Here is a 21,782-nt window from a genome sequence, read left to right on the forward strand (position 1 = left end):
ACGGCCCGACCCCTGAGTGGGGTCGGGCCGTCGGACAGGCTCTGCGCTGCCCGGGTGAGCGGGCGGCGCGGATCAGGCCTCGGAAACCTCCGCGGCCGCCGTCGCCTTCCGCGTCCGGCGCGGCTTGGGCGTCGCCTCGGCCGTCTCACCGGTCGCCTCGGCGGCGGACGCCGTGGCCTTGCGGGTACGGCGGCGCGGCTTGGCCTCGGGCTCCTCGGTGGCCTGCGCCGGAATCTCCGGAGCAGCCGCCTCGGCGACGGCCTTGCGGGTCCGCCGTGCCTTGGGCGCGGCCACCTCGGCCCCGTCGACCGCGTCCACCGGGGCGGCAGCGGCCTTCCGGGTACGACGCGGCTTGGCCTCGGCCTCGGGGGCCTCGGGCGCGGCGGCGGCCGTCTTGCGGGTGCGGCGCGGCTTGGCCTCCGTGCCCTCCGCGGTGTCCACGGCGGCCTCGGCGGCGGCAGCGGCGGTCTTCCGCGTGCGGCGCGGCTTGGCCTCGGCGGCGTCCGCTTCGGCAGCCTCGGGTGCGGTGGCAGCCGTCTTGCGGGTGCGGCGCGGCTTGGCCTCCGTACCCTCGGCGGTCTCCACGGCGGCCTCGGCGGCAGCGGCGGCGGTCTTGCGGGTCCGGCGCGGCTTGGCCTCGGCGGCCTCCGTGGCCTCCGCCTCGACCGTCTCCGGTGCGGTGGCGGCTGCCTTGCGGGTGCGACGCGGCTTCGTCGCCGGGGTGGCTTCCTCCGTGGCCTCGGCCGTCGCGACCGCTGCTTCGGCGGCCGGTTCGGCCGTCTTGCGGGTGCGGCGGCGGGGCTTGGCCTCGGTGGCTTCGACGGTGTCGACGGCGGCCTCGGCGGCCTCGGCTGCCTTGGCGGCGGCCTCGGCGGCGGCGCGCTCCGGGGTCTGGAACATCGGCTCGGTGTACTCCGGCGCCTGGGCCGCCTCCGCCGCTCGGGCCTCGACGGCCTCCGCCGACTTGCGGGTGCGGCGGCGGCGCGGCTTCTCCGGGGTGTCCACGGTGGCCGGGCCCTCGGCCGTCTCCAGGGCGACCGCGGCCTCGGGGGCCGTGGTGCCGGCGGTGGTGGCAGTGGCCGTGACCGCCTCCGCCGAGGCTCCGGCGCGCGTACGGCGACGGCGGCGCGGCGTGCGGGTCGCCTGGGGCTCGTCCGCGGTGCCGGTCTCGCCGGTCGGCGCCGGGGCGGTCGTAGCGGGGGAGTCGCCCAGCGGAGTGCCGCCGCGGGTGCGGCGACGGCGGCGGGGCGTGCGGGCCGGACGCTCGCGCTCGGCCGGCGCGGACTCGGCGCGGCCGTCACGGCCACCCCGGCCGCCACGGCCACGCGCACCGCGGCCGCCGGTCTCGCCCAGGTCCTCCAGCTCCTCCGCGTCCAGACCGGCGCGGGTCCGCTCCGAGCGCGGCAGGGTGCCCTTCGTGCCCTCGGGGATGCCGAGGTCCGAGAACAGGTGCGGCGAGCTCGAGTACGTCTCGACCGGGTCGTTGAACTCCAGCTCCAGCGCCTTGTTGATGAGCTGCCAGCGCGGGATGTCGTCCCAGTCGACGAACGTGATGGCCGTACCCTTCGCGCCCGCGCGGCCGGTGCGGCCGATGCGGTGCAGGTACGTCTTCTCGTCCTCGGGGGACTGGTAGTTGACGACGTGGGTGACACCCTCGACGTCGATGCCGCGCGCGGCGACGTCGGTGCAGACGAGGACGTCCACCTTGCCGTTGCGGAACGCGCGCAGCGCCTGCTCGCGGGCGCCCTGGCCGAGGTCGCCGTGGACCGCGCCGGAGGCGAAGCCGCGGCGCTGCAGCTGCTCGGCGATGTCGGCCGCCGTGCGCTTGGTGCGGCAGAAGATCATCGCGAGTCCGCGGCCGTCGGCCTGCAGGATGCGCGCGACCATCTCCGGCTTGTCCAGGGAGTGCGCGCGGTAGACGAACTGCTTGATGTTCGCGACCGTCGCGCCCTCGTCGTCCGGCGCGGTGGCGCGGATATGGGTGGGCTGCGACATGTAGCGGCGCGCGAGGCCGATGACCGCGCCCGGCATGGTCGCGGAGAACAGCATGGTCTGGCGCTTGGCCGGAAGCAGGTTGATGATCTTCTCGACGTCGGGCAGGAAGCCCAGGTCGAGCATCTCGTCCGCCTCGTCGAGGACGAGGCACTTGACGTGGCCGAGGTTCAGCTTCTTCTGCCCCGCCAGGTCCAGGAGCCGGCCCGGGGTGCCGACGACGACGTCGACGCCCTTCTTCAGCATCTCGACCTGGGGCTCGTAGGCCCGGCCGCCGTAGATCGCGGCCACGCGCACGTTACGGACCTTGCCGGCCGTCAGCAGGTCGTTGGTGACCTGGGTGCACAGCTCGCGCGTGGGGACGACGACGAGCGCCTGGGGCGCGTCGGTGAGGGCCTCGGGGGCGGCGCGTCCGGCCTCGACGTCGGCGGGGACGGTGACGCGCTCGAGGAGCGGGAGGCCGAAGCCCAGCGTCTTGCCGGTGCCGGTCTTGGCCTGGCCGATGACGTCCGTGCCCGAGAGGGCGACGGGCAGCGTCATCTCCTGGATGGGGAAGGGGGTGATGATGCCGACGGCTTCGAGGGCCTCGGCGGTCTCGGGAAGGATACCGAGCTGTCGGAAGGTCGTAGTCAGGGTCATGCCTCTTCTGTGTGTGCGGCGCGAGGCGAGCGCGGGGGGTCATGGCTGACCGTGCCGGGGGGACGTCGGCTGCCGTACGGACGAACCACTCGGGCAAGCCGTATGACACGGGACCTCTGCCGACGCTCTAGCGCTCGAACCGCTGAGGGGGTCCCTCCGGTCGGCGTACGCACAGTGCCGTACGGGCACGGAGGGCTGTCGGGTCGGAGCCGATCGGGCCACCGACCGGGCATCCTCATGCGTGCGGCCTGTCGCGAGACGTCGAACACCGTCGGCGCACACTCTGGCAGGCGCATTACCACCATACCCCGGATTCGCGCACATGCGATGGCCGATTTGGTCACGTAGTCGTCGTCACACTGGTCTGCCGGGAGCTTCCGAGCGGCCGCGAGCGGGCTATTGTGCGCCTCATGACTAGCTCTGACAAGCCTGAGAACGCGTCCGCCGCCTCCGCCGAACCCACCGGCGTCGCCGCCCAGGACTGGACGCGGGCCTCCGCCGACCCGCAGTACCGCGCCGCGGTCGTGGACCTGCTCGGCGCGCTCGCGTACGGGGAGCTGGCGGCGTTCGAGCGGCTCGCGGAGGACGCCAAGCTGGCGCCGACCCTCGCGGACAAGGCGGAGCTGGCGGCCATGGCCTCGGCGGAGTTCCACCACTTCGAGCGGCTGCGGGACCGGCTCACCGAGATCGGTGAGGAGCCGACGGCGGCGATGGAGCCGTTCGTCGCGGCCCTGGACGGCTTCCACAAGCAGACGGCGCCCTCGGACTGGCTGGAGGGCCTGGTCAAGGCGTATGTCGGCGACTCGATCGCGAGCGACTTCTACCGGGAGGTCGCGGCCCGCCTCGACTCCGACACACGCGAGCTGGTGCTGGCCGTCCTCGACGACACCGGGCACGCCGGGTTCGCGGTGGAGAAGGTGCGGGCGGCCATCGACGCCGACCCGCGCGTGGGTGGCCGGCTGGCGCTGTGGGCGCGGCGGCTGATGGGGGAGGCGCTGTCGCAGTCGCAGCGGGTCGTCGCCGACCGGGATGCGCTGTCGACGATGCTCGTGGGCGGTGTCGCCGACGGGTTCGATCTCGCCGAGGTCGGCAGGATGTTCTCGCGGATCACGGAGGCTCACACCAAGCGGATGGCAGCGCTCGGTTTGGCTGCGTAGCGCTCTATGGGGGGTGGTTGCGGGGATGTGCGCGACTGCGGGTGCGTTGTGGTTGCTCGCGCCCACGCGGCGGAGCCGCATATCGAACACGGCCCCGCGCCCCTTTGGGGCGCGCCGCCGCTCGACCTCGCTGAAAGCTTGCCGGAAGCGTAGGTGGCTACGCCGTCGCTGATCGGCGCCGGAGGCGGGCCGTGGGGCGCAGAAGGAGCGAGAGGGAGGCGGCCGAGACGATCGCGGCGCCGAGGAGCGTCAGGAGAATGCTGGCGGAGCCCAGGGCGCTGTGGGTGACGAAGTCGCCGAAGAGGGCTCCGGCGACGCCCGTCGAGAGGACCAGGGGGCGGGCCGGCAGGCGGTGCGAGAGGCGGCGTGCAGCCACCCAGGCGAGGACCAGACCGAGCACGGCGGATCCGAGTGCTTCCAGGATCATGTCGGGGTTCCCTCCCACGGCCAGCGTGCTTCGCGGTCGTAGGCCGTCATACCCGTGACCTGCGGATTGCAATCCTCTCCTGTGGGTGACTTGTGATTGTTCTGTGTGCATTTCACCCGATTGCGTGCACACATGCTCCATACGGAAGGGCCCGGCGGCACAGTGCCTCCGGGCCCTTCCGTCGTGTCTGCTCTCGGGCGGCTACAGAGCGCCGAAGCCCACCTTGCGGACGGTCGGCTCGCCGATCTCCACGTACGCCAGGCGGTCCGCCGGGACCAGCACCTTGCGGCCCTTCTCGTCCACGAGGCTCAGCAGCTGCGACTTCCCGGCCAGCGCCTCGGCCACCAAGCGCTCGACCTCGTCGACGCTCTGACCGCTCTCCAGAACGATCTCGCGGGGCGCGTGCTGCACGCCGATCTTGACCTCCACGGCTATGTCCCTCCGACGGTCAGTGATGTGCGCGATCTTCCGCGCCGTACGCAGCACACATTAGCCCGGTGAGGGGACGTACACGCTCTGGGCCGGAACGCCAACAGCGAACACCCCTCGGGAACAAACGGACGTCAGTGGTGCTCGGTGCCGTGCAGTGGGAATCCGGCGATGCCCCGCCAGGCCAGCGACGTCAGCAGCTGTACGGCCTGGTCGCGGGGCACGCTGCGGTCGCTGTGCAGCCAGGAGCGGGCCACCACCTGGGCGAGGCCGCCGAGCCCGGAGGCGAGCAGCATCGACTCCGCGCGCGGGAGGCCCGTGTCCTCGGAGATGACCTCGCAGATCGCCTCGGCGCAGTCGTTGGTGACCTTGTCGACGCGCTCGCGCACCGCGGGCTCGTTCGTCAGGTCCGACTCGAAGACCAGACGGAAGGCCCCGCCGTCGTCCTCGACGTACGCGAAATAGGCGTCCATGGTCGCCCGTACGCGCTGCTTGTTGTCGGACGTCGAGGCGAGGGCGCTGCGCACGGCCTGGATCAGTGACTCGCAGTGCTGGTCCAGCAGCGCGAGGTACAGGTCGAGCTTGCCGGGGAAGTGCTGGTAGAGCACGGGCTTGCTGACGCCGGCCCGTTCGGCGATGTCGTCCATCGCGGCTGCGTGGTAGCCCTGTGCGACGAAGACCTCCTGGGCGGCGCCCAGCAACTGGTTCCGTCGGGCTCGGCGTGGCAGACGGGTGCCACGCGGGCGTGCCGCCTCAGTTTGCTCGATGGCTGTCACGCCGCCTCCCAAAGTCGTCCACATGCGGTGTCGGCCGCGCGGCCATCGTACTTTTCGGTAACCGTGGTGTGCGCGGTGCGAGCGCAGAATTTCACGTACCGGACGGCGACGAAAGCCGTGCAGCGAGCCTGGCACCGTGTGCCGGGTCCCGTGAGGTCCCGCGAGGTCAGCGGTAGTCGTCCTCGTCGAGCGTGACCACACGCGTCTGTTCGATCAGGTCGGCCTCGTTGCCCCGGTCCGGGTCGACCGCCGTCAGGGGGTCGTCGCGCTCCGGTGTGACGTCGGCTTGCTGTTCGACGGAGTCGCCCTCGGGCGCCTCGACGTCGATCTCCGGGGTGTCAGCCACGTCCTCGACCGCGTCGGGCTCGGTGGGGTCATAGGCCATGATGGGCTCCCTTCCTACGAACGTCCCTGGATGCAGCAGGGGCCACACGCGGGTGCCCTCCCTACGAGCCTAGGAGACAGCCGAAGCGGACGCCATGGCATCGGGCCCGTTCACGGTGAGAATCGAGGGCCGATGCGTGTGCGGTTCGTCTGTCGCCTGACGCTCCGCGGAGCGCTTGCCCCTGTTTCTGTGACGGCGAACACATGAGGCACTGCGTGATCGTCTCGTAACATTGCCGCATGTCTTCGACCGAGTCACCGTCCGTGTCGGCCGCCAGTGTGCTCCCGAGGGTGGCGCCCGTCAGGGTCGGCGAGGGCGAGCGGCTGAGGTCCGTGGGACTGCCGGGGGTCACCCTGTCGATCCGTTCCCGGCCTCCCGCGCGCGAGGGGCTTCCGGCCGCGCTGTACGTCCACGGGCTCGGCGGTTCCTCCCAGAACTGGTCGGCGCTGATGGCCGAGCTGGAGGGCGACGTCGACGGCGAGGCGGTTGATCTGCCGGGGTTCGGCGACTCGCCGCCCCCGGACGACGGCGACTACTCCGTCACCGGGCACGCGCGCGCGGTCATCCGCTATCTCGACGCCGCCGGTCGCGGCCCGGTCCACCTCTTCGGCAACTCCCTCGGCGGTGCCGTCGCCACGCGCGTGGCCGCCGTTCGCCCCGATCTCGTCCGCACCCTCACGCTGATCTCACCCGCCCTGCCGGAGCTGCGGATCCAGCGGACCGCGGCGCCGACGGCCCTGCTGGGAGTGCCCGGTGTGGCCCTGCTGTTCAGCCGGCTCACCCGGGAATGGACGGCCGAGCAGCGGGTGCGCGGCGTCATGGGGCTCTGCTACGGCGACCCCGGTCGCGTCACGTCCGAGGCGTTCGGGCACGCCGTGGAGGAGCTGGAGCGGCGACTGCAACTGCCGTACTTCTGGGACGCGATGGCACGCTCCGCGCGCGGGATCGTCAACGCCTACACCCTGGGCGGCCAGCACGGGCTGTGGCGCCAGGCCGAGCGCGTGCTCGCCCCGACCCTGCTGGTCTACGGCGGCCGTGACCAGCTGGTCGGCTACCGCATGGCCCACAAGGCCGCCCGCTGCTTCCGCGGCTCCCGCCTGCTGTCCCTGCCGGAGGCGGGGCATGTGGCGATGATGGAGTACCCGGAGGTGGTCGGCGGGGCGTTCCGTGAACTCCTCGCGGACACCGGTAAGTTGGCGGCGATGTATGCCAACGAGACTGAGTCGCACGCCGGTCCGGACGCGACCGCCGGGGACGACGTTCCCGTCACGGGCGCGGGGAGCTGAGGGCCGAGGTGGGACGTCACAGCCGCCGCGGACCTGCCCCCAAGGGCGAACCCGCCGACATAGGAGCCTCCGGCACCGCCGCACGGCGAGCCGCGGGGGGCGACACGGCCTCCCCGGCTCCCGACGCCGCCCGCAACCCGGGCCTGCCCGGGCAGCGGCAGGCGCCCGGCGGCGGGGGCCCCGGCGGCGGAGCGCCCCGAGTCGCGCAGGGGGCACCGACCCTGCAGGGCATGGCGGGTGGGCCGGGGAACGAGCACGCGTACGGCGCCGGCCACGGCGGCCCACGGGCTCCGCAGCAGGGCACGCCGGGCTTCCCGCCGCTGTTCGCGGACGGCACGCCCGCGCGCGGAGTACCCCGATTCGCAGACGGCACGCCGGCTCATGGAGTGCCCCGGTTCCCGGACGGCACTCCCGCCCATGGCGTCCCGCGGCTTCCCGATGGCACGCCCGCGCACGGCATTCCACGGCTCCCGGACGGTACGCCGGCTCATGGAGTGCCCCGGTTCCCTGACGGCACGCCCGCGCACGGCATTCCACGGCTCCCGGACGGCACGCCAGCTCATGGAGTGCCCCGGTTCCCTGACGGCACGCCCGCGCACGGCATTCCACGGCTCCCTGACGGCACGCCCGCGCACGGCACGCCTCGGCTTCCCGACGGCACTCCCGCGCGGGGTTTCCCGCAGGTCGGTGGCGGGGCTGGGTCCGCTCGTGGGGGTCACCCCGAGCAGCGTGAAGACGGGGGCGGCTGGGGCGAGTTCGCGCGGCAGGGCGCGGGCGGTCCCGGGACTGCGGCTCCGCTTCCGCGGCAGCGGAAGACGGGGCCCGGAGGACCAGGCGGACCTGGCGGCTCTGGCGGCGCCGGTGGCCGTCGCGTCGGTCCTCGGCAGGACTACCTGGACGCGTTCGACGAGGACGACGACGTCTTCACGCCCCGTCCCGGGATCGGCGTGGTCGGCCCGGGCCGGTCCGTCGAGGCGCAGGAGTCGTACGACAGTGCCGTCCAGCCGGCCGTATCCGGGGCCGGTGCCGACGAGGACGACGCGCCCCCGACCGGTGTGCCCGCGCAGCGGAGCGGCGGCAAGGGGCGGGCGTTCACGGGGATCGCGGCCGCCGCGGTGACCACGGTGCTCGCGGTCGTCGTCGCGGGGCATGTCACCGACCATCGTGCGGACTCGGACACCCGGTCCCGGTCCGCCACCGACGACCAGGCGCGCGACGCCCGGGTCCCCGGTCAGCCGGCCCCGTCCGCCGCGCCGAGCGTCGTCCCGCTGACGTACGACCAGAAGATGGGCCAGAAGTACCCGCTCAGCGCGACGCTGCGCGGCTCGGGGAAGTTCGACGCCGTACCGGGCTTCGACAAGGCGCCCGGCACCGGGCGCAAGTACACCTACCGTGTCGACGTCGAGCAGGGGCTCGGCCTGGACGGCGCGCTGTTCGCCGAGGCCGTGCAGAAGACGCTCAACGATTCCCGCAGCTGGGCCCACGGCGGCGCCCGCACCTTCGAGCGGGTCTACACCGGGAAACCCGACTTCGTGATCACGCTCGCCAGCCCCGGCACCACCGCCAAGTGGTGCGCCAAGTCCGGTCTGGACACCACGGAGGACAACGTCTCCTGCGACTCGGCGTCCACCGAGCGCGTGATGATCAACGCCTACCGGTGGGCACAGGGCAGCACGACATACGGGGACGAAATCCACGCCTACCGGCAGATGCTCATCAACCACGAGGTCGGCCACCGCCTCGGCCACGGCCATGTGACGTGCGACAAGGACGGCGAACTCGCGCCGGTCATGCAGCAGCAGACCAAGTTCCTCGACCACGACGGAATCCACTGTCTGCCGAACCCCTGGCCCTATCCCAAGAGTTGACGGCTGCCTCTCAGGTCACATTGACATGAGTCGTATGTTCGTTCATATTTTTGGCCATGTGGTCTAGTCATGCCGTCTCTCCTCGCGCCGCCATCGAGCTGGCGCTGATCGGCGTGACCGCTCTCTGCGTGGCCGACATCCACTGTCGCTGACGCCGCCTCCCTGGCGTTCGCGTCGCGATTTCTCCTCCCTTTCCCTCGTGACCCTTCCTTCGTGACGTGTCACGGGTTCTTCGACGACCCGACGCCGGGGCCGACGTCTGCCCGCAGTCGTCTCACTCCTCGTCCATCTGTCTCACTTTTCGAGAAATCCTCGATCAGTTCCCCGAGAGGTCGTCATTCCCATGCGTCAAACGTCCGTCACAGCGCGCCGCGTGGCCGCGGCATCCGTCAGCCTGGTCGTGGCAGCGGGCGTCGCCGCCTGCGGCCCGAAGGACGGCGATGCCAAGGGCTCCGGTGGCGACTCCGCGCCGCACAAGGGCGGCACGCTCACGGTCCTGAACGCCAACCCGCAGCAGGACTTCGACCCCGCGCGCCTCTACACCTCCGGCGGCGGAAACGTCCCCTCGCTGGTCTTCCGCACCCTCACCACGCGCAACCGCGAGAACGGCGCGGCCGGCGCCCAGGTGGTCCCGGACCTCGCGACCGACACCGGGCGCCCCAACAAGGACGCGACCGTGTGGACGTACACCTTGAAGAAGGGCCTCACGTACGAGGACGGCACACCGATCACGTCGGCCGACATCAAGTACGGCATCGAGCGCTCCTTTGCCCCCGAACTCTCCGGCGGCGCCCCCTACCTGCGGGACTGGCTGGCCGGCGCGGCCGACTACCAGGGCCCCTACAAGGACAAGAAGGGCCTGACGGCGATCGAGACGCCGGACGCGCGGACCATCGTCTTCCACCTGAACAAGCCCGAGGGCGAGTTCCCCTACCTCGCCACCCAGACGCAGTTCACGCCGGTGCCGAAGGCCAAGGACACGGGCACCAAGTACGAGGAGCACCCGGTCTCGTCCGGCCCCTACAAGGTCGTCAAGAACGAGAACGACGGTGAGCACCTCGTCCTGGAGCGCAACCCGCACTGGTCCACGGCCGTGGACGCCGAGCGCAAGGCCTACCCGGACACCATCGACGTGCGCTCCGGGCTCGACTCGTCGGTGATCAACCAGCGGCTGTCCGCGTCCCAGGGCGCGGACTCCGCCGCCGTCACCACGGACACCAACCTCGGCCCCGCCGAACTCGCCAAGGTCACCGGCGACAGCGAACTGGCCGCGCGCGTGGGCACCGGCCACTTCGGCTACACCAACTACATCGCCTTCAACCCGAAGGTGAAGCCGTTCGACGACCCCAAGGTGCGGCAGGCGATCGCGTACGCCGTCGACCGGTCCTCCGTCGTCAACGCGGCCGGCGGTTCGGCGCTCGCCGAGCCCGCCACCACCTTCCTGCCCAACCAGAAGTCCTTCGGCTACACGCCGTACGACCTCTTCCCGGCGGGCAAGGCCGGCAACGCGGCCAAGGCCAGGGAGCTGCTGAAGGAGGCGGGCCACAAGGACGGGCTCACCGTCACCCTCACCCACTCCAACAGCAAGGACTTCGAGACCAGCCCGGAGATCGCCACCGCCCTCCAGGACGCGCTCAAGAAGGCCGGCATCACGGTCAAGCTGCAGGGGCTGGAGGAGAACGACTACTCGGACAAGATCCACAACGTCAGGACCGAGCCCGGCTTCTTCCTCGCCCACTGGGGTGCCGACTGGCCCTCCGGCGGACCCTTCCTCGCCCCGATCTTCGACGGCCGGCAGATCGTCAAGGATGGAGCGAACTTCAACACGGGCCAGCTGAACGACACGTCGGTCAATGACGAGATTGACGCGATCAACAAGTTGACCGACCTTGACGAGGCCGCCAAGCGGTGGGGTGCACTGGACAAGAAGATCGGCGAACAGGCCCTCGTCGTGCCGCTGTTCCACCCGGTCTACAAGCGCCTGTACGGCAAGGACGTCCGCAACATCGTCATCAGCGACTGGACCGGCGTGCTGGACATCTCCCAGGTCGCGGTGAAGTAACCCGTGTCCGAGGCACTTGTCGCCGTCGAGGCCGCCGGGGCGGACGCGTCCGCCCCGGCGGCCTCGGGGGCCCGTCCGTTCTGGCGGCGGCTGCGGGCGCAGCGCGCCGCCCTGGTCGCCGCCGTCGTCATCGCGCTGCTCGTCCTGGTGGCGCTGGCCGCCCCGCTGCTCACCGCGGTCGAGGGCCAGGACCCGACCACGTACCACCCCTCCCTGATCGACTCCGCGCGCGGAGGCGTGCCCATCGGCTCCCTCGGCGGCATCAGCGCCGACCACTGGCTCGGCGTCGAACCGCAGACCGGCCGCGACCTGTTCGCGCGGCTGGTGTACGGGGCGCGGGTCTCCCTGGGGGTGGCGCTGGCGGCCACGCTCATCCAGGTCGCCATCGGTGTCGTGGTCGGCGCGGCCTCCGCCCTCGGCAGCCGATGGGTTGATCAACTGTTGAGCCGCGTCACGGACATCATCGTGGCCCTGCCCCTGATGATCATGTCGTTGGCGTTGCTCGCGATCGTCCCGTCGAGTTTCCCCCGGCCCGTGCTGGTCACCCTCGTCATCGGCCTCATCGCCTGGGGCAACATCGCCAAGATCGTGCGCGCGCAGACCCTCGCCCTCAAGGGGCTCGACCACGTCTCCGCCGCCCGGCTCAGCGGCTGGGGCTCCTGGCGGGTCGCCCGGCGCGAGCTGCTGCCCGGCCTCGCCGCGCCCGTCATCACGTACGCCGCGCTGCTGGTGCCCACGAACATCGCCGCCGAGGCGGGCCTGTCCTTCCTCGGCGTCGGCGTGAAGCCGCCCACCCCTTCCTGGGGACAGATGCTCACCGCCGCCGACGTCTGGTACCAGGCGGCACCGCAATACCTGCTGCTGCCGGCCGGCGCCCTGTTCGTCACCGTCCTCGCCCTCACCGTCCTCGGCGACGGCGTGCGCACCGCCCTCGACCCGCGCGCGGCCTCCCGCCTGCGTGTCGGCACCGGCCGCGAGAACCGGACCGACAGCGCCGGCACCAGGAAGGCCGGCAGCGAGAAGGCCGGCACCAGGGAGGCCGGCACCGAGAAGTCCGGTGCCGGCAAGGAGGAGACCTCATGAGCGGCTTCGGCGGATTCCTGCTGCGCCGCGCCCTCGGCGCGGCGGTCACGCTGCTCGCCATCTCGGTGCTCGTCTACGTCGTCTTCTACGCCACCCCGGGCGACGTCGCCCAGATCACCTGCGGCCCGCGCTGCTCCCCGGAACAGGTGCACCAGGTCGCCGCGCAGCTCAAGCTCGGCGACCCGCTCTACCTGCGTTACTGGCACTTCCTGGAGGGCCTCCTCGCCGGCCAGGACTACTCGACGGGCACCGCGGTGGCGCACTGCCCGGCACCGTGCCTCGGGCTGTCGTACCAGAGCGACCAGCAGGTGCTGGACATCATCCTGACCAAGCTGCCGGTCAGCCTCTCGCTCGTCGCCGGCGCGATGGTGCTGTGGCTCGTCCTCGGCGTCGGCACCGGCGTGCTGTCCGCGTGGCGGCGCGGCCGCCTGACCGAGCGCGTGCTCACCGTCCTCACCCTCGCCGGATGGGCCACGCCCGTCTTCGTGCTGGGCCTGATCCTGATGATCGTCGTCTGCGGCGAACTCCAGCTGCTGCCCTTCCCGGAGTACGTGAACCTCGCCGACGACCCCGAACAGTGGGCGTGGAACCTGCTGCTGCCCTGGCTGTCGCTCGCCCTCATCGAGGCCGCCGCGTTCGCCCGGCTCACCCGGACGGCCGTGCTGGAGACCCTCGCCGAGGACCACATCCGCACCTTCCGGGCGTACGGCCTGTCCGAGCGCGCGATCGTCGGACGGCACGCCCTGCGCGGCGCGCTCGCGCCCGTCATCGCGCTGAACGCCAACAACGTCGGCTCGGCCATCGGCGGCGCGGTCCTCACCGAGACCCTGTTCGGCCTGCCGGGCATCGGTCAGGAGCTGGTGCACGCGGTGAAGGTCGTCGACCTGCCGGTGGTCGTCGGCATGGTCCTGGTCGTCGGCTTCTTCGTGGTCATCGCCAACGCCGTCGCGGACGTCCTGTACGCGGTGGCCGACCGACGGGTGGTACTCGCATGAGCCTGGTCGAAGTCAAGGATCTCAGCGTCGAGTTCGGCTCCCTGCGCGCTGTCGACGGCCTCTCCTTCCGGCTGGAGAAGGGGGCCGCGCTCGCCCTCGTCGGCGAGTCCGGCTCCGGCAAGTCCACCGTCGCGGGCGCCCTGCTGGGCCTGCACCGGGGCACCGGAGCGCGGGTCGGTGGCTCCGTCCGGGTCGCCGGCACGGACGTGCGGCAGGCCTCGGACGAGGAGCTGCGGCGGCTGCGCGGGGCCAAGGCGGCCATGGTCTTCCAGGACCCGCTGTCCTCGCTCGACCCGTACTACGCGATCGGCGACCAGATCGCCGAGGTGTACCGCGTCCACACGCGCGCGTCGCGGCGAGCGGCACGCGCGCGTGCCGTGGACGTCCTGGAGCGGGTTGGAATTCCGGACGCGGTACGGCGGTCCCGTTCCCGCCCGCACGAGTTCAGCGGCGGCATGCGCCAGCGCGCGCTCATCGCCATGGCCCTGGCCTGCGAGCCGGAACTGCTGATCGCCGACGAGCCCACCACCGCCCTCGACGTGACCGTGCAGGCCCAGATCCTCGACCTGCTGCACGCGCTGCGCGAGGAGACCGGCATGGGCCTGCTGCTCGTCACCCACGACGTCGGTGTCGCGGCCGAGAGCGTCGACGACGTGCTGGTCATGCGGCACGGCCGGGCCGTCGAACACGGCCCCGTGGGCGGTGTCCTGGGCGCGCCGGCACAGGCGTACACCCGCGAACTCCTCGGCGCGGTGCCGCGCGTGGACGCACCGCGCCCCGCGCCTGCCGAGAAGTCCGGTACGACGTTCGGTGAGACGTCCGGCAAGACGTCAGGAGATACGTCCGGTGAGACATCCAGCGAGACGACGTCCGGTGAGGTCGTCCTGGAGGCCACCGGGCTGCGGCGCGTGTTCGGGCGCGGCAAGCGGGCCTTCACGGCCGTGGACGGCATCTCGCTGACCGTCCGCCGGGGCGAGACCCTGGGGATCGTGGGGGAGAGCGGCAGCGGCAAGACGACCCTGGGCCGCATGCTCGTCGGACTGCTGGAGCCGACCGCCGGCGCGATCCGCTACGCGGGGCGCCCGCACACCGGCGTGAACCCGGCCGTCCAGATGGTCTTCCAGGACCCCGTCTCCTCCCTCAATCCCCGCCGCAGCGTGGGCGAGTCCATCGCCGACCCGCTTCGCGCGCGCGGGGAACGCGACGAGCGGCGCATCCGGGGGCGCGTGACGGAACTGCTGGAGCGCGTGGGCCTCGAAGCGGCGCACTACGACCGCTACCCGCACGAGTTCAGCGGCGGACAGCGCCAGCGCGTGGGCATCGCGCGAGCCCTCGCCGCCGACCCGCGCGTCATCGTCTGCGACGAGCCGGTCTCCGCGCTCGACGTCACGACACAGGCCCAAGTGGTCGCCCTGCTGGGCGAGTTGCAGCGGGAACTCGGCCTCGCGCTCGTGTTCGTCGCGCACGACCTCGCCGTGGTCCGCCAGGTCAGCGACCGGGTCGCGGTCATGCGTCGCGGACAGGTCGTCGAGTCCGGGCCCGCCGACGAGGTGTACGACGCCCCGCGCGATCCGTACACCAAGCAGCTCCTGGCCGCCGTACCGGCCCTGGATCCGCAACTGGCGGCCCAACGGCGCGCGGCGCGGCGCGAACCCGCCGCGGTGTGATGCCGCCGCGGTGTCATGCCGTAACGTTTCGTGCGTGCGTGATCACTGTGTGATCTGCTAGCGCGACGAAACGCGACCCGCACGCGAAAGTTACGACCGTTCACCCCTTTTGGTGGCGCGACGGACAACCGTCCGTCGCGCCACCGCCTTGTCCGCATACGTTCGTCCCGCTGCGAGCCGTCGGGATGGGACGGCGGCTCCCACTCACGGGAGATCGGGGGTGCCACGTGCGCATCGGACTGCTTACGGAGGGTGGCTATCCGTACGTCAGCGGTGACGCCGGACTCTGGTGCGACCGGCTCGTGCGCGGGCTCGGGCAGCACGAGTTCGACGTCTACGCGCTCAGCCGTAGCCGGCAGCAGGAGGACGGCGGCTGGGTTCCGCTGCCGCCGCAGGTCAGCCGCGTACGGACGGCTCCGCTGTGGACGGCCGAGGACGACGGGGTCGCGCACGGACGGCGCACGCGCCGGCGCTTCGCCGAGTGCTACGGGGAACTGCTCGCGGCGGTGTGTGCGGGGACGGGTGCCGGGCCCGATGCCGCGTCCGGCGCCACGTCTCATGACGCGTCCCCCGCCTCGGTCACCGCTCTGGCGGACCGTTTCGGCAACGCGCTGTACGGCCTCGCCGAACTCGCCCGCGACGAGGGCGGATTGGTCGGCGCCCTCCGCTCGGACGCCGCCGTACGCGCCCTGGAGCGCGCCTGCCGTGCCCCGGGCGCGCTGCGCACGGCGCGCGAGGCGCGCGTACCCGATCTGCTGACCGTCACCGCCCACCTCGAACGCGCCCTGCGCCCCCTCTCGCTCGACTGGTACGGCGACGAAGGCCTCGGCGCGGCCGACCTCTGCCACGCCACCGCCGGCGGCCCGGCCGCCCTGCCCGGACTGCTCGCCCGGCACTTCTCCGGCGTGCCCCTGCTGGTCACCGAGTACAGCGTGCAACTGCGCTCGCACTACCTGGCCCTCGGCCCCGACGCGGCCGCCCCCGCCGTACGCGCGCTGCTCGCCGCCTTCCACGGCCGGCTGGCCGCCGAGATCTACCGCCGGGCCGAGGTCCTCACCCCGGGCAACGCGCACGCCCGCCGCTGGCAGGAACGCTGCGGCGCCGCCCGCGCCCGGATCCGCACCGTCCACCCGGGCATGGACGCCTCCCGCTTCACCGAGGTCGGCGAGTCCCCGGACCGCGCCGACCCGGACACGCTCGTCTGGGTCGGACGCGTCGAGCCCGCCAAGGACCTGGTGTCGCTGCTGCACGCGTTCGCCGAGGTGCGCAAGGAGGAGTCCAAGGCCCGGCTGCGCATCGTCGGCGCGCCCGTGGGCGCGGAGGGCGAGGCGTATCTGGGGCACTGCCGGGCGCTCGCCGCCCAGCTCTTCCCGGACGAGGCGGAGGGTGTGCACGCCGTCGGCTCCAACCCCGTCTCCTTCGAGGAGATCGGCGGACCCGAGGCCCCGACGCTCCCCGACGCGTACGCCGCCGGCGCCGTCGTCGTCCTCTCCAGCGTCGTCGAGGGCTTCCCGGTCAGCCTGGCCGAGGCCATGTTCTGCGGCCGCGCGACCGTCTCCACGGACGTCGGTGCGGTGGTCGAGGTCATCGGCGGCACGGGCCTCGTCGTGCCGCCGCGCAATCCGCGGGCGCTCGCGGAAGCGTGCGTGGCGCTGCTGCGCGATCCCGAGCGCCGTGAGCGCCTCGGGGCCGCCGCGCGCGCCCGCGCGCTCGAACTGTTCACCGTCGAGCAGAACATCGAGGCATTTCACAGCATTTACCTGGAGATCGTCTCGCACTGTCCGGTGCGCCGGGTCGTCCTCGACGAGGCGGGCGAGCCGCTGCCGTTCGCCACCCCCGCCGAGGCCCACGTCCCCGGCCGCTGGACCGGCCCCACGGCCCGCGTCCTGACCCGGGGCGCCCCCGGCTGGGCCGCGGGCCACCCGGTCCGCGCGACCCCCGTGCCGGCTTCGGAGGGGGCGCTGTGAGCGGGGATGCCGTGAACGGGAGCGCCGTGGGTGGTTCGGGTGCGGGACCGGTGGGTGGTTCCGGTGGGGGCGCGATGAGCGGCTCCGGTGAGCACCCGGCGAAGAACGGTTCCTTCGCGGCCGGGGACGCCGGTGACGTCCGCAGCGAGGGGGACAGCGTGCACGAGGTGGCGGGGGGCATCGTGAGCGAGCGGGCCGAGGGCGTCGTAGGCGAGTCGAGCGAGCGGGACCGCCCGGGGACGCCGAGCGGCGCGGAGGCGTGGGACGAGCGGTCAGGGGAGTGGCCGGCGGGTGAGGTGACCGCCGAGGTGACCGCCGAGGCGCTCACGCCCGCAGCGGTCTCCACCTCGTCGAGCACCAACCCCTCCCCGCCAACCCTCGGTTCCGCCACGCCCGGCACCGATCCCTCCCCGCCAACTGTCGGTTCCGCTCCGCACAGCACGGATTCCCCCTCGCCCACGGAGCCCGCAGCCACTTCCGCCGACGCGGCCCGCCCCTCCCCGCTCTCGATGTCGGGGCAGCCGGAAGCGGACCCCGAGGGCGGCAGCCGTCGTAGAACCGCCTCCCGACGAGGCGCCGTCGACCCCGTGAAAGCCCTGCTGCACCGGCACCGTGAGCTGTGCGAGCGGGCCGTGGACCCGCTGGAGATCGCGGCCGGGCTGGAGGCGCACGGGGTCACCGACCGGACCGCCGCCCGGTTCCGCCACCGCGACGTCTTCTCGCTCGCCGAGGAGCTGTACGCGCGCGTGCCCCGCGACGGCGAACCGCGCCCCCAGACCGAGCCCGTACCCGGACCCCGCGTCCGCGCCGACTGGGTTCTGCTCACGCTCCTGCCCGGCCTGCTCGGCACGGCCACGGTGACGGGGCTGCGCGTCACCCACGGCCAGGCCCGGCTGCTGGTGGCGCTGGGCGGCCTGACCGCCGTCGCCCTGGCCGTCCGCGCGGCCCTGCGCCGGGGCCCCCTCGCCGGCCGGTCCGGCACAGCCCCCTGGGCGACGGAACCCGGCACGCGCGCGTGGACCCTCTGGCTGCTCGGGTACGCCCTCCTCGGCGACGGACTGGTGGGCGCCATCGTGACGGCCGGCCCCGACGCCCTGCCGAGCGGCGCCCCGGACGGCCCCTGGCCGGTGACCACCGCACCCGTCCTGGCCCTCACCCTGGCCTGCGCCCCGGCCGCCTGGTGCGCCCACCTCCTCCGCGTCGGTGCCCGCCGCAGGCTCGCCGGAAGCCGTGGCCTGGAGGACTTCAGCGCCGCCGCCCGGCCGTTGCTGCTCGGCACCTTCGCCCTGTTCCTCGGCGCCCTCACCGCCCTGCTCGCCCTCTGCGCGGCCGCCCTGCACGAGAACGCGGGCTACCCGGGGGGCCTCACCCTCGGCGCCCTCCTGCTGCTCGCCCGCCTGCTCACCGTGCACCGCCACCGCCACGCCCCCGCCCTCGCGCTCGGCGCGGCGGCCGCCGTCGAACTGGCGGCCCCCGCGCTGCTCCTGGCCGGACGGCTGCCCGGCTGCGCCTTCCTGGCGAGCCCCGTCCAGGCGCTGGTGGACAGCTGGGGGGCGGCCGCCGTTCCGGCCCTGGCCTGCGGCACCGCCGCCCTGACCCTGCTGGTCCACGCCCTGCGCACCCTCACCCAGGCCTCGGCCCACGCGCCCACGGGAGCACCCGAGTGAACCTTCCGCCACCGGCCCCACCCGAGCCCGCTGCCGTCCGCCGCGCATGCGGGACACCCGAGCCCGCTGCCGTCCGCCCCACATGCCGGACAGCCGAGCCCGCTGCCCTCCGCCGCGCACGCGTGACAACACCAGGCGGCCGTCGGCACCCGGCCCACCGCCGGAGGCAACCGCACCACCCCTTTGAAGGAGAAGACCAGATGACCACCTCCCGACCCGGAGCGTCCGGAGCCACCGGTACCGCCAGAGCGTCCGGGACAACCGGAGCCCTCGCCAGGGCCCACGCATCCGGGACAGCCGGAGCCTTCGCTACGGCCCGCACATCCGGGACGACCGGAGCCTCTGCCACGGCCGGTTCCGCCGGCGCGCACACGACGGGAGCCGCCCGATGAGGGTCCTGCTGATCGGAGCCAACGGATACATCGGCCGCTTCGTCGCCGACCGTCTGCTCGCCGACCCGGCCGTCCAGCTCACCGCGCTCGGCCGCGGCGACGACGCCGACGTCCGCTTCGACCTCGCCACCGGCAGCCCCGGAGCGCTCACCCGCTTCCTGGACGCGGTCCACCCCGGAGTCGTCGTCAACTGCGCCGGCGCCACCCGGGGCGGCGCCCGCGAACTCACCCGGCACAACACCGTCGCCGTGGCGACCGTCTGCGAAGCCCTGCGCCGCAGCGGCTGCGGTGCCCGCCTGGTGCAGATCGGCTGCGGCTCCGAGTACGGCCCCAGCCAGGCCGGCTCCTCCACGGCCGAGGACGCCGTACCGCGCCCCGGCGGCCCGTACGGCGTCAGCAAGCTCGCCGCGACCGAACTGGTCCTCGGCTCCGGCCTCGACGCCGTCGTACTGCGCGTCTTCTCGCCCGCCGGACCCGGCACCCCGGCCGGCTCCCCGCTCGGCCGGCTCGCCGAGGCCATGCGCCGCGCCATGCAGTCCGGCGACGGGGAACTCAAGCTCGGGGGCCTCGGCGTCCAGCGCGACTTCGTCGACGTCCGCGACGTCGCCCGGGCGGTGCACGCCGCCTCGCTGTCCGCCGCGCAGGGCGTCATCAACATCGGCTCCGGCCGCGCCGTACGCCTGCGCGACGCCGCCGCCGTCCTCGCCCGGGTCGCCGGATACGGCGGCGCCCTGCACGAACTCGACACCCCTCCGGGACCGTTGCGCGGCGCCCTCGCCGGCCCCCGCATGGACGCCGAGCACGCGGCGCCGGTGGCGTACCCGTACCCGGACGGCTGCGGCAGCTGGCAGCAGGCAGACGTGCGTACCGCGCGGGACCGGCTCGGCTGGCGGCCCCGCATCAACCTCGAAGAATCCCTCGCAGACATCTGGATGGAGGCGGCATGCCGCATCTGACCAGCACCGCAGCGGGCGGCACGAGCACCGGGATCCGTACCGCCCTCGGTGTTCCCGGCTACGCCCACCCCCTGGTCGCCCCGGCCCAGTGGGCCGAACTCGCCCGCCCCGGCACCCCGCTGGACTGGGTCGTCCTGAACGTCTCCGCCGGGCCCGGCACCCGCCCCGACCCGCACTGTCTGGAGGCCACCGGGCGGCTGCGCAACCGGGGCGTGCGTGTCCTCGGCCACGTGGACCTCGCCTATGGCGCCCGGGCCTTCGCCGACGTGCTCGCCGACGCGCACCGCTACCTCGACTGGTACCGGGCCGACGGCTTCCTGCTGGACCGCTGTCCCACCGAGCGGACCGCCCTGCCCGAGGTCCGCCGTGCGGTCACCTCCCTGCGGGCGATCAGTGACTCCGCTCACGTCGTCCTCGGCCACGGCACCCACCCGCACCCCGGGTACGCGGAGAACGCCGACCAGCTGGTGACCTTCAGCGGCTCCTGGTCCGACTACCGCTGGTCGCAGGTCGCCGAGTGGACCGCGGACTATCCGCCCGACCGTTTCTGCCACTTCGTGCACGGCGTGCCCCTCGGCCACCTGGAGGAGGCGCTGCGCATCGCCCGCTGGCAGGGCGCGGCCACGATCTACTTCACCGACCGGACCGACCGCGGCGGGCGCGCGGACCCCTGGGAGACCATGCCCGGCTACTGGGACGAAATCGTCTCGCGAGTCGGAACGGGTGTCTCGGAATGAAGAAGGCCGTGGCAGTGTTACGAGGAGAACAACCGTAGTGATCGACCGACCAACGGAGTCCCCGTGTCGCTGCCACCCCTGGTCGAGCCAGCTTCTGAGCTCACCGTAGACGAGGTCCGCAGGTACTCCCGCCACCTGATCATCCCCGATGTGGGGATGGACGGGCAGAAGCGGCTGAAGAACGCCAAGGTGCTCTGTGTGGGCGCCGGCGGCCTGGGCTCCCCGGCGCTGATGTACCTGGCCGCCGCGGGCGTGGGCACGCTCGGCATCGTGGAGTTCGACGAGGTGGACGAGTCGAACCTGCAGCGCCAGATCATCCACAGCCAGTCCGACATCGGCCGCTCCAAGGCCGAGTCCGCGCGTGACAGCGTCAAGGGCATCAACCCGTACGTCAACGTGGTCCTTCACGAGGAGCGGCTCGAAGCCGACAACGTGATGGACATCTTCAGCCAGTACGACCTGATCGTCGACGGCACCGACAACTTCGCGACCCGCTACCTGGTCAACGACGCCTGCGTGCTGCTGAACAAGCCGTACGTGTGGGGCTCCATCTACCGCTTCGACGGCCAGGCCTCCGTCTTCTGGTCCGAGCACGGCCCCTGCTACCGCTGCCTCTACCCGGAGCCCCCGCCCCCGGGCATGGTCCCCTCCTGCGCCGAGGGCGGCGTCCTGGGCGTCCTGTGCGCGTCCATCGGCTCCATCCAGGTCAACGAGGCCATCAAGCTCCTGGCGGGCATCGGCGAGCCGCTGGTCGGCCGCCTGATGATCTACGACGCCCTGGAGATGCAGTACCGCCAGGTCAAGGTCCGCAAGGACCCCAACTGCGCGGTCTGCGGCGAGAACCCGACCGTCACCGAGCTCATCGACTACGAGGCCTTCTGCGGCGTCGTCTCCGAGGAGGCCCAGGAGGCGGCGCTCGGTTCGACGATCACTCCCAAGCAGCTCAAGGAGTGGATCGACGACGGCGAGAACATCGAGATCATCGACGTCCGCGAGCAGAACGAGTACGAGATCGTCTCCATCCCCGGCGCCAAGCTGATCCCCAAGAACGAGTTCCTCCTGGGCGCCGCCCTCGAGACGCTCCCCCAGGACAAGAAGATCGTCCTGCATTGCAAGACGGGTGTCCGCAGTGCGGAAGTCCTCGCCGTCCTGAAGTCCGCCGGCTTCGCGGACGCCGTCCACGTCGGCGGCGGCGTCATCGGCTGGGTCAACCAGATCGAACCGCACAAGCCGGTCTACTGATCACCGCTCTCGCTGACCAGCGGCACTGACAAAGCCCACGGCTCCGACCTGGTCG

The 21,782-nt window shown here is 72.7% G+C and carries 18 protein-coding genes; 13 read left to right on the forward strand and 5 right to left on the reverse strand.

The features are described 5' to 3' along the window. Positions 1 to 72 precede the first annotated feature (72 nt). Positions 73 to 2,532, reverse strand: a complete 2,460-nt coding sequence (locus tag ABZ865_RS14045; protein WP_361229705.1) for a DEAD/DEAH box helicase — start codon at positions 2,530 to 2,532, stop codon at positions 73 to 75. Between the two features lie 500 nt (positions 2,533 to 3,032). Between ABZ865_RS14045 and ABZ865_RS14050 the strand changes: the two genes are divergently transcribed. After that, entirely contained in the window at positions 3,033 to 3,788 is a 756-nt protein-coding gene (locus ABZ865_RS14050) for a ferritin-like fold-containing protein (protein WP_361228852.1), read from the forward strand. Between the two features lie 157 nt (positions 3,789 to 3,945). Here the strand turns inward: ABZ865_RS14050 and ABZ865_RS14055 are convergent, their stop codons facing one another. From ABZ865_RS14055 to ABZ865_RS14070, 4 genes are all read right to left on the reverse strand, one after another. Next, positions 3,946 to 4,215: a hypothetical protein gene (locus ABZ865_RS14055; protein WP_361228855.1), complete on the reverse strand. Its 270-nt coding sequence runs from the start codon at positions 4,213 to 4,215 to the stop codon at positions 3,946 to 3,948. Between the two features lie 201 nt (positions 4,216 to 4,416). Beyond that, a complete protein-coding gene (locus ABZ865_RS14060) occupies positions 4,417 to 4,644 on the reverse strand; it encodes a DUF3107 domain-containing protein (RefSeq protein WP_361228858.1) in 228 nt (75 codons plus the stop codon). Positions 4,645 to 4,778: 134 nt separating this feature from the next. Continuing rightward, positions 4,779 to 5,420, reverse strand: coding sequence for a TetR/AcrR family transcriptional regulator (locus tag ABZ865_RS14065; protein WP_361228861.1), 642 nt, complete (start codon positions 5,418 to 5,420; stop codon positions 4,779 to 4,781). Positions 5,421 to 5,586: 166 nt separating this feature from the next. Further along, positions 5,587 to 5,805: a hypothetical protein gene (locus tag ABZ865_RS14070; RefSeq protein ID WP_361228864.1), complete on the reverse strand. Its 219-nt coding sequence runs from the start codon at positions 5,803 to 5,805 to the stop codon at positions 5,587 to 5,589. 239 nt (positions 5,806 to 6,044) lie between these two features. Between ABZ865_RS14070 and ABZ865_RS14075 the strand changes: the two genes are divergently transcribed. From ABZ865_RS14075 to moeZ, 12 genes are all read left to right on the forward strand, one after another. Continuing rightward, positions 6,045 to 7,091, forward strand: coding sequence for an alpha/beta hydrolase (locus ABZ865_RS14075; RefSeq protein WP_361228867.1), 1,047 nt, complete (start codon positions 6,045 to 6,047; stop codon positions 7,089 to 7,091). 386 nt (positions 7,092 to 7,477) lie between these two features. Beyond that, positions 7,478 to 8,959 carry a DUF3152 domain-containing protein gene (locus ABZ865_RS14080; RefSeq protein WP_361229708.1) on the forward strand — a complete coding sequence of 494 codons (1,482 nt, stop codon included), beginning with the start codon at positions 7,478 to 7,480 and terminating at the stop codon, positions 8,957 to 8,959. Between the two features lie 56 nt (positions 8,960 to 9,015). Next, positions 9,016 to 9,111: an Ms4533A family Cys-rich leader peptide gene (locus tag ABZ865_RS14085; RefSeq protein ID WP_361228870.1), complete on the forward strand. Its 96-nt coding sequence runs from the start codon at positions 9,016 to 9,018 to the stop codon at positions 9,109 to 9,111. Between the two features lie 191 nt (positions 9,112 to 9,302). Further along, the gene (locus ABZ865_RS14090; RefSeq protein ID WP_361228873.1) at positions 9,303 to 11,021 is read left to right on the forward strand and encodes an ABC transporter substrate-binding protein; all 1,719 of its coding nucleotides are present in this window, start codon (positions 9,303 to 9,305) and stop codon (positions 11,019 to 11,021) included. 3 nt (positions 11,022 to 11,024) lie between these two features. After that, positions 11,025 to 12,104 (forward strand): ABC transporter permease, encoded by a 1,080-nt coding sequence (locus ABZ865_RS14095; RefSeq protein WP_361228876.1) that lies wholly within the window; start codon positions 11,025 to 11,027, stop codon positions 12,102 to 12,104. Continuing rightward, positions 12,101 to 13,099 carry an ABC transporter permease gene (locus ABZ865_RS14100; protein ID WP_361228879.1) on the forward strand — a complete coding sequence of 333 codons (999 nt, stop codon included), beginning with the start codon at positions 12,101 to 12,103 and terminating at the stop codon, positions 13,097 to 13,099. The genes ABZ865_RS14095 and ABZ865_RS14100 overlap by 4 nt, the downstream gene beginning before the upstream one ends. Further along, positions 13,096 to 14,766 (forward strand): ABC transporter ATP-binding protein, encoded by a 1,671-nt coding sequence (locus ABZ865_RS14105; RefSeq protein WP_361228882.1) that lies wholly within the window; start codon positions 13,096 to 13,098, stop codon positions 14,764 to 14,766. Before ABZ865_RS14100 ends, ABZ865_RS14105 begins: the two co-directional genes overlap by 4 nt. Before the next feature lie 227 nt (positions 14,767 to 14,993). Further along, positions 14,994 to 16,733 (forward strand): DUF3492 domain-containing protein, encoded by a 1,740-nt coding sequence (locus ABZ865_RS14110; RefSeq protein WP_361228885.1) that lies wholly within the window; start codon positions 14,994 to 14,996, stop codon positions 16,731 to 16,733. Positions 16,734 to 17,242: 509 nt separating this feature from the next. Then, a complete protein-coding gene (locus tag ABZ865_RS14115; protein ID WP_361229711.1) occupies positions 17,243 to 18,400 on the forward strand; it encodes a hypothetical protein in 1,158 nt (385 codons plus the stop codon). A 388-nt stretch (positions 18,401 to 18,788) separates the two neighbouring features. Further along, the gene (locus ABZ865_RS14120; protein WP_361228888.1) at positions 18,789 to 19,748 is read left to right on the forward strand and encodes an NAD-dependent epimerase/dehydratase; all 960 of its coding nucleotides are present in this window, start codon (positions 18,789 to 18,791) and stop codon (positions 19,746 to 19,748) included. Further along, positions 19,736 to 20,485: a spherulation-specific family 4 protein gene (locus tag ABZ865_RS14125; protein ID WP_361228891.1), complete on the forward strand. Its 750-nt coding sequence runs from the start codon at positions 19,736 to 19,738 to the stop codon at positions 20,483 to 20,485. Before ABZ865_RS14120 ends, ABZ865_RS14125 begins: the two co-directional genes overlap by 13 nt. A gap of 63 nt (positions 20,486 to 20,548) precedes the next feature. Next, complete coding sequence (gene moeZ / locus ABZ865_RS14130) at positions 20,549 to 21,727, forward strand: adenylyltransferase/sulfurtransferase MoeZ (RefSeq protein WP_361228894.1); 1,179 nt, start codon at positions 20,549 to 20,551, stop codon at positions 21,725 to 21,727. The last annotated feature ends 55 nt before the right edge of the window (positions 21,728 to 21,782 follow it).

The sequence above is a fragment of the Streptomyces sp. NPDC047085 genome (assembly GCF_040643735.1).
Lineage (GTDB): Bacteria > Actinomycetota > Actinomycetes > Streptomycetales > Streptomycetaceae > Streptomyces.

What these genes read in the sequence shown, in the direction of transcription:
- ABZ865_RS14115 (WP_361229711.1), top strand. Translation starts at nt 17,243, where the DNA reads ATGTCGGGGCAGCCGGAAGCGGACCCCGAGGGCGGCAGCCGTCGTAGA.
- ABZ865_RS14100 (WP_361228879.1), top strand. Translation starts at nt 12,101, where the DNA reads ATGAGCGGCTTCGGCGGATTCCTGCTGCGCCGCGCCCTCGGCGCGGCG.
- ABZ865_RS14085 (WP_361228870.1), top strand. Translation starts at nt 9,016, where the DNA reads ATGTGGTCTAGTCATGCCGTCTCTCCTCGCGCCGCCATCGAGCTGGCG.
- ABZ865_RS14125 (WP_361228891.1), top strand. Translation starts at nt 19,736, where the DNA reads ATGCCGCATCTGACCAGCACCGCAGCGGGCGGCACGAGCACCGGGATC.
- ABZ865_RS14120 (WP_361228888.1), top strand. Translation starts at nt 18,789, where the DNA reads ATGAGGGTCCTGCTGATCGGAGCCAACGGATACATCGGCCGCTTCGTC.
- ABZ865_RS14070 (WP_361228864.1), bottom strand. Translation starts at nt 5,805, where the DNA reads ATGGCCTATGACCCCACCGAGCCCGACGCGGTCGAGGACGTGGCTGAC.
- ABZ865_RS14075 (WP_361228867.1), top strand. Translation starts at nt 6,045, where the DNA reads ATGTCTTCGACCGAGTCACCGTCCGTGTCGGCCGCCAGTGTGCTCCCG.
- ABZ865_RS14055 (WP_361228855.1), bottom strand. Translation starts at nt 4,215, where the DNA reads ATGATCCTGGAAGCACTCGGATCCGCCGTGCTCGGTCTGGTCCTCGCC.
- ABZ865_RS14105 (WP_361228882.1), top strand. Translation starts at nt 13,096, where the DNA reads ATGAGCCTGGTCGAAGTCAAGGATCTCAGCGTCGAGTTCGGCTCCCTG.
- ABZ865_RS14090 (WP_361228873.1), top strand. Translation starts at nt 9,303, where the DNA reads ATGCGTCAAACGTCCGTCACAGCGCGCCGCGTGGCCGCGGCATCCGTC.
- ABZ865_RS14045 (WP_361229705.1), bottom strand. Translation starts at nt 2,532, where the DNA reads ATGACGCTGCCCGTCGCCCTCTCGGGCACGGACGTCATCGGCCAGGCC.